This window comes from uncultured Mucilaginibacter sp. (genome assembly GCF_937859865.1).
In the GTDB taxonomy this organism is placed as follows: domain Bacteria; phylum Bacteroidota; class Bacteroidia; order Sphingobacteriales; family Sphingobacteriaceae; genus Mucilaginibacter_A.
In genome coordinates, this window is sequence record NZ_CALMAT010000168.1 from 1 (window position 1) to 7,401 (window position 7,401).

Annotated in this window: 9 protein-coding genes; 1 reads left to right on the forward strand and 8 read right to left on the reverse strand. The window is 42.2% G+C overall.

Annotated elements, in window-relative coordinates; genetic code table 11:
- Positions 1 to 83 precede the first annotated feature (83 nt).
- The 5 genes from dctA to truA all read right to left on the reverse strand — a co-directional run bounded on the left by dctA (position 84) and on the right by truA (position 4,648).
- Positions 84 to 1,325: a C4-dicarboxylate transporter DctA gene (gene dctA, locus Q0192_RS17695; RefSeq protein ID WP_299291642.1), complete on the reverse strand. Its 1,242-nt coding sequence runs from the start codon at positions 1,323 to 1,325 to the stop codon at positions 84 to 86.
- A 38-nt stretch (positions 1,326 to 1,363) separates the two neighbouring features.
- Entirely contained in the window at positions 1,364 to 1,645 is a 282-nt protein-coding gene (locus tag Q0192_RS17700; RefSeq protein ID WP_299291644.1) for a TIGR03643 family protein, read from the reverse strand.
- 77 nt (positions 1,646 to 1,722) lie between these two features.
- Entirely contained in the window at positions 1,723 to 1,926 is a 204-nt protein-coding gene (locus tag Q0192_RS17705) for a hypothetical protein (protein WP_299291646.1), read from the reverse strand.
- Between the two features lie 33 nt (positions 1,927 to 1,959).
- Complete coding sequence (locus tag Q0192_RS17710) at positions 1,960 to 3,741, reverse strand: ABC transporter ATP-binding protein (RefSeq protein WP_299291649.1); 1,782 nt, start codon at positions 3,739 to 3,741, stop codon at positions 1,960 to 1,962.
- Positions 3,742 to 3,796: 55 nt separating this feature from the next.
- Entirely contained in the window at positions 3,797 to 4,648 is an 852-nt protein-coding gene (gene truA / locus Q0192_RS17715) for a tRNA pseudouridine(38-40) synthase TruA (protein ID WP_299291660.1), read from the reverse strand.
- A gap of 93 nt (positions 4,649 to 4,741) precedes the next feature.
- Here truA and Q0192_RS17720 point away from each other — a divergent pair, with 93 nt between their 5' ends.
- Positions 4,742 to 5,209 (forward strand): DUF4293 domain-containing protein, encoded by a 468-nt coding sequence (locus tag Q0192_RS17720; protein WP_299291652.1) that lies wholly within the window; start codon positions 4,742 to 4,744, stop codon positions 5,207 to 5,209.
- Between the two features lie 261 nt (positions 5,210 to 5,470).
- Here the strand turns inward: Q0192_RS17720 and Q0192_RS17725 are convergent, their stop codons facing one another.
- From Q0192_RS17725 to Q0192_RS17735, 3 genes are all read right to left on the reverse strand, one after another.
- Complete coding sequence (locus Q0192_RS17725; RefSeq protein ID WP_299291654.1) at positions 5,471 to 6,265, reverse strand: molybdopterin-dependent oxidoreductase; 795 nt, start codon at positions 6,263 to 6,265, stop codon at positions 5,471 to 5,473.
- A 12-nt stretch (positions 6,266 to 6,277) separates the two neighbouring features.
- Complete coding sequence (locus Q0192_RS17730) at positions 6,278 to 6,991, reverse strand: cytochrome b/b6 domain-containing protein (RefSeq protein WP_299291656.1); 714 nt, start codon at positions 6,989 to 6,991, stop codon at positions 6,278 to 6,280.
- A 123-nt stretch (positions 6,992 to 7,114) separates the two neighbouring features.
- Positions 7,115 to 7,401 (reverse strand): DUF1223 domain-containing protein (locus tag Q0192_RS17735; protein WP_299291658.1); only part of this gene is annotated, 287 nt, incomplete at its 5' end.

Consider the following 7,401-nt stretch of genomic DNA (forward strand, 5'->3'; position numbering starts at 1 on the left):
AAACAACAATAATAACTATGCCTTTTATTCATCTGCTAATCTAAAGGAAATGACAGCCTGAAAAAATACCGGTAAAAGAAGCATCATTCAATTGCTTTTAAATACTTCGCTTCGTCAAATTCCTTTTCGCTTTTGGCGATGACTATGGTCGCAATTCCGTTGCCAATCATGTTGGTTATCGCCCGCGCTTCCGACATAAACCGATCCACGCCAAGCAAAATCGCAATCCCTTCGACCGGAATAACTTTTATTGCAGCCAAAGTAGAACTCAGCACAATAAAACCGCTTCCGGTAACGCCGGCCGCACCTTTTGAAGTAACCATCAAAATACCAATAATCGTTAACTGCTGCGCGAGGGAAAGATCAATATGAAAAACCTGCGCTAAAAAGATCACGCTCATGGATAAATAAATTGTCGTTCCGTCCAGATTAAAAGAATAACCCGTCGGGATCACCAAACCAACAACTGGCTTGGCGCAACCAAATTGTTCCATTTTTTGCATCATACTTGGCAGAACGGATTCTGAAGACGAAGTGCCGAGAACAATCAAAATTTCTTGCCGGATAAATTTTAAATATTGCCATAAACTGAATTTGTAAATCCGGCAAATCACGTTCAAAACCACAAAAATAAACAAGATCATGGTTACATAAACACAAGCCATCAGCTTGGCCATCGGCAGCAACGCGCTAACGCCGTAAGTGCCAAGGGTAAAAGCCATTCCGCCAAAAGCGCCGAGCGGAGCAAGTTTCATCACCACTTTCATGATGTTGAAGAACACTTTGGAAAGTTTGTCTAACCCGCGTAAAACCGAACTGCCTTCGCCCGCCATCTTATTCAAACCGTACCCAAAAAGAATGGCAAAAAACAGTATCTGCAAAATATCGCCCTGGGCAAAAGCTTCGATAATATTATGCGGAACAATATGCGTGATAAATTCGCCCCATTTCATTTCCGCAGCAGCTTTTTGGTAAACCGCAATTTTGCTTGCATCGGTTGGTATTTTCGATTGAAAGCCATTTCCGGGTTCGATCAAATGTGCCACCAAAACACCAATCAGTAGGGCAAACGTGGTAACGAATTCAAAATACAACAACGCTTTGCCGCCAACACGGCCAACTTTTTTCATGTCGCCCATATTGGCGATGCCCAAAACGATGGTTAAAAAGATGATCGGTGCAATCAACATATTAATCAGGTTGATAAACGCACCGCTGATTAATTTTGCCGTGGGCGCAAAACCGGGAAAAAGGAAGCCGATTAGTGCACCAAAAATAATGGCCGTAACAACCTGGAAAGTAAGGTTAGCGAAAAGGTTTTTCATGCCGTAAAAACAGTATTCCAACTGCTTTTGCTAAGCTATTACCTTTTACTGATTTTATTGGCAGAAATTTGTCGTTGCCGGTCGCATTTAAACCGGTCCATCGTTTCGCTCCGCAGCATCAGATGTTTGGTGCTTCGGCCTTGCACGCGTTTGCGCCAGCGTTTAAAACTTTGCGGTTTCAGTTCGCGGCGCATCAGTTCGATGGTTTCCTGCTCTTTTAAGTTGAATTGGAAATTGATGGCTTCAAAAGGCGTGCGGTCTTCCCAAGCCATTTCGATGATGCGGTCGGTGTCGGTTTGGTTGAATGTTTTGGTTTGCATGAGGGAAGAACCAGAATTTGATTGTTCTGGTTTGGATTGAAGTAGAATTTATGTGGATAAAAACAGTATGGTATTATTCACAAATCTAACTTTGATTCAGTTTTTGCCCGTCTGCCTTTTTTAACTTCTTTAACCAAATCATCAACCTGTTGCTGGCTTACTTTAAATTTACTGGTCAATTCTAAATATCTCCCGTAATTGGCCAACTCTTGTAGGTTTTCTTCATTAATTGTAGGAGATAATCTAATTATCACTTCATCTTTTGTTCTTTCAATAATCATAATCCAAGTAGTAAATATGAATATAAAGATAACTTATTCTTCCGCAACCTTGGCAATCCCGCTGGAATTAAACTGCAAATCGTACAAGCGTTTATAAAAGCCGTTTAGTTTGAGCAGTTCCTGGTGCGTGCCCATTTCTTTGATTTCGCCATGGTCCAACACAATAATTTTATTAGCGTTTTGGATGGTGGACAAACGGTGCGCAATCACCACCGATGTACGGCCTTTCATCAGTTTAAAAATGGCTTCCTGGATCAGTTCTTCCGTTTCTGTATCAATGGAAGCAGTGGCTTCGTCCAAAACCAAAATCTTCGGATCATAAACCAAAGCACGAATAAACGAGATCAATTGCGCTTGTCCGGCCGAAAGTGTAGAGCCGCGTTCCATCACTTCGTAATCGTAACCGCCGGGCAAACGTTCGATAAAATCGTGTGCGCCTACTTCTTTTGCGGCAGCAATTATTTTCTCGCGACTAATATTCGGATTGTTCAGACTGATGTTGTTGGCAATTGTATCCGAAAACAAAAACACATCCTGGATCACGGTTGCAATCTGCGAACGCAAAAACCCTAATTCGTAATCCTGAATGTTTACGCCATCAACCTTGACCGTTCCTTTGCTGATTTCATAAAAGCGGTTTAAAATATTGATGGTAGATGATTTCCCGGCACCGGTTGCGCCAACCAAAGCCAAAGTTTCGCCGGGATTAACGTGGAACGATACATCTTTTAGCACATAATTTTCATCATTGTAAGCAAACCAGATGTGGTCGAAATCAATTTCACCTTGAATAGTTGCTGGGGCAAGCGTTCCGTTGTTCACGGTCGTTTCATCGGTATCCAAAACCTTGAAAATCCGATCGGCACCAACCATGCCCATTTGCAGTGTGTTAAATTTGTCCGCCAGTTCGCGTATTGGCCTGAAAACCATATTAATATACAAGATAAAAGCAGTAATGGTTCCCGGAGAAATATGCAGCGGGTCGGCCAGAATACGCGTAGAACCGTACCAAACCAGCAAACCGAGCGACATCGCCGAAATGATTTCGACTACCGGAAAAAAGATGGAATAATACCAGTTAGAACGGATGTTGGCGTCGCGGTATTTCTCGTTCACGGTCACAAACTTGCGCATTTCCTGTTCTTCGCGGGCAAAATAATGGATCACGCTCATGCCCGAAATATGTTCCTGCAAAAAAGTATTTAAGTGCGAAACTTGCGTGCGCACTTCCTGAAACGAAGTTTTTATCGCTTCTTTAAACCAATACGTAGCGATAATCAGCAGCGGCATCGGGATCAGCGTAACCAGCGTTAAACGCCAATCGGTGTACAACATGATGCCGATGAGCGCGATGAGTTGCAGCATATCGCCGATGATCGAAATCAAACCTTCCGAAAAAATATCGGCAATGGTTTCCAGGTCAGAAACGGCGCGGGTAATCAAAACACCAATCGGCGTATGATCGAAATATTTTAGGCGGAGTTTGGTGATGTGGTTGAAAACATTGGTGCGGAGATCGAGGATTACAGATTGGCCAAGCGCATTGGTTAAATACGTTTGAAAATATTGCACGGCAGATTGTACCACCAAAAGCAGCAACATCAAAACCGACATTTTTACCAGTCCGTTAAAATCCGAATTGAGGATGTATTTATCTACCGTAATCTGAATTAAAAACGGACGAATTGGCGATAAACCGGCCATTAAAACTGTTAAAAAAGCAGCCCAAATAAACTGCGTGCGGTAAGGTTTTACGTATTGCATTACCCTGCCCAGTAGTTTGATATCGAGTGCTTTTCCGGTTACGCCTGCCATTGTAAGTTGTAAGTTGTAAGTCCCTGTTAGCTAATTGTTTTGAATTGTATAATTTTTAGGTTGAAGCAATATACGGATAAACGACTTTGGTTAAATACAAACCGCAGGCCGGAACAGAAACGCCGGCCTTGCTCCGGTTTTTACTTTCGATGATTGATCTTACAGCTTCGGGTTTTATTTCCTTTTTTCCTACCGCAATCAACGTTCCAACAATGGCGCGAACCATATTTCGCAGAAAACGATCGGCGGAAATATGGAAAACCAACCCGTCTTCTTTCTCCATCCAGCATGCTTCTTTTATCATACAAAAATTGGTTTTTACCTGCGTGTTGCTTTTGCTGAAACAACTAAAATCGCGGTATTCTTTGATGATGTTTGCGGCCTGGTTCATCAGACCCAAATCCGGAAAATCGCGCAACTGCCAACTGTAATTTTGTTTAAAAGGATCTTTACCGAAATGAATGTGGTATTCGTAAGCCCGCAGTGTTGCATCAAAACGCGCATGTGCATTCGCCGGAACGGGAATGATGTTTTTTACAGCGATATCTTTGGGAAGGATGGCGTTTAAGGAGGAGGTCAGCAATCGGCTTTCAGCTATCAGTTCCTGTCTGGTTTCCAACTGCAAATCGCTGACTACTGATGGCTGATAGCTGACCGCAGATCGCTGCTCGCTGATTACTGATTGCTGACCGCTGACCGCTACATCAAAATGCACAAACAATTGCTTGGCATGCACGCCGGTATCTGTCCGCCCGCAGCCAACCGTTTCTATGGGTTGCCGAAGCAAAACCTGCAAAGCTTTGTTAAAAACTTCCTGCACACTCAGCGCATTTTGCTGGATTTGCCAGCCGTGGTAACGCGTGCCATCAAAAGCCAATTCTGCAAAGTACCGTTGTTTTTCGTCCACTGCCACAAAGGTAACAAAAGCTGAAAAGCAACATCGGCCGAAAATTATTTTACAAAGTATCTTATCTTTGATGCTTCTTTTAGCACAATAAAAATGATACAACGAATACAAAGCGTTTATTTACTGGCGGCCAGTTTGGTGCTGTTTTCCCTGTTCCTTTTCCCGATGGTGAACAACCTGATTATAAACGGACATGCCGACAGCATTACCGCCGCCGGGATTTATGAAGTAGTTAATGGCGTGCGCACCAAAACTTCTTCCTTTATTTTACTCACGCTGGCTACGGTTGCCGCGGCCTTGCTTCCTTTAGCAGGCATTTTTTTGTATAAAAACCGCAAAAAACAAAGCAGTTATTGCTATATCATGATTGTTTTGTTAATTGGCTACAGCTTTTTTTCGGCTGAAACGGTTAAAACGATTGCAGGCGATATTACCTTACGGACCGAGAATTACGGCTTGGGCATTATCCTGCCTTCGTTGGCGATTGTGCTGATCTTTTTTGCCATTCGGGGTATTAATCGGGATGAGAAGTTGGTACGGTCGGCGGATCGGTTGCGGTAAAGATGTAGAATAATTGTATTTTAAATTTTAAAGTTGTGGCAATATTTTCTTCGGAAATGAAAAATCTTATTTCTGTTAATTATTTTAGTCAAGGCTCATTTAAAATTTCTTCAATAAAATCCCATGCTTCTTTTATCACCTAAAAATTGGTAAACATTTGGTTTATGTAAATTGATACAGACACCAATTTTTATAGGGTAAAAGAAGCATCGGCACTAATCCTGAGAATATCGAAGGTTTTTTATAAATGTAAACAAGCCTTTACAAACCCGAATAATAATCATAGCCCTGCTCGGCCCAATAATCGCGGGGCCGTTGGTTGCTAAAACTAATTTTGCCGATCCTTTTCAGGTTTTTGATGCCATATTTAACCGGGATGATCAAACGGAGCGGCGCGCCATGTTCCAACTCGATCGGCTGGCCGTTCATTTCATAAGCCAATAAAGTTTGCGGGTGCAGGGCACTTTCGCTTTCCAGGCCCACATAATATTCGCCGTTTGGCGTTTCCATACCAATGTAGGGCATTTTGGCTTGCTCATCCAATTTAAAATGTTCAATAAAATCGGCAAATTTAACACCGCCCCAATGCTGGATCTGGTCCCAACCTTCCACACATTTAAAATCGTAAACAAGCTCAGTTTTGGGCAAAGCTTTGATTTCGGCCATCGTAACTTTTAAAACATCGTTCTTGCTTTTTACGACGGCTAATTGCCAGTTTTCCGGTTTAAAACCTTCATCGTCAATCCCGATATCGCTGTTTACGCGTACGTTTTTTGCCGCCATAGATTTTGGGTAAGTTTTCAGTTCGTGGTTGTTACTGTAAAATTTCCGAAAGAAAAGTTCAGTTTTGTTTAAGGCTCGGCGCAAAGGTTTTCGTGCCCCGGCGGTGATGCCGGCCGTTTCTTCGGGTGCATGGTACAGCCATTTCCAGCCGCCATAGGTTGCGCCGCCCAAAACAAAAAAGGTGGAAAACGAGATAAAATTGCGCCGTTTGATCTTTTGCTCAACCGTCAGTTCCTTTTTAGTTTCTTCGTTTTGATTGGTTTGGTTTTCCATAATTAGATTGTTTCAAAAAGGATGGTTATTAAATTTAACGGACGGATTTAAATTATCTTTTATTGTTGAAGCAGGTTCTTCCACGACTTCAAAACCCGAAACTACCGACCTGAAATTGTTCCATCCCGCCAAAACAACTTGCACAATATGGATGATGAAAAACAAAACATAGCCAATAGTTAAAGCAAAATGCAAGATGTGGGCAAAATGATAACCGCCGCAAAGCCAGGCTAACCAGTAAAACTGCACCGGTTTATAAATGGCCAAACCGGTGATAACCGAACCCAAGCCCATTACAATAATTGCCGTGTAAGCAATGCGCTGTGCGGCGTTGTATTTGTTTTGTGGCGGTGCCGTTTTACGGATATGCAGATCGTGCAACAGCACAAGCCAAGCTTCTTTAAATGAGTTTTTTTGCGGAACCAACTCCCGCCATGAACCCGAAATCAGTGTGTAAAGCACATATAAAACCCCGTTCAGCATAAAAAACCACATAAACAAAAAATGGAAAGCCATGCCTTCTGCCAGCCTGGCCGGGATATTAAAAAATTTGTAAAACCATTCGGGGAAAAAGTGCACGAAAGTGTGGCCAAACAAAGTGATGGAATACGTATCGCTTGCCCAATAAATCAGCATGCCGCTCCAAATCATAATCGTTAGGATCGGGAAGTTGACCCAATGCGTCCACCGCATCAACAGCGAATGTTTTTCTTTGATAACTTTCATAAGTTGCAATTCAATTTTAGCGGCTTTAAATTTTTTACGTTGATTAAAATTTTTCCTGATGCTTCTTTTAGCACAACAAAATTAGTGTGCTAAAAACAGTATCGTTAAAATATTAAGGGTTTATTACTTGGAAGCATTTACGTTTTTTGCTGAACCCATGGCAGCCGAATTATTTAAACTTGATTTAGCAGCCGCCAAAATTTGTCCGTTGCCGTTGTTTTGCAAAAAAGCAACCACTTCCAAACTTTGATTGTTTAAGGTTGAAGGAATGGCAATAGTTGCGCTGCCGTTGTTTTTTCCATCTAAGTCCAAAGTTTGCAAGTTGCGCACAATTTGAACATGCGATAAAGTATGGCCCCCGTTTTCTCCCGCTTTTACGTTTGTTGTTGCTGATTTTTGAACCAAAGCCA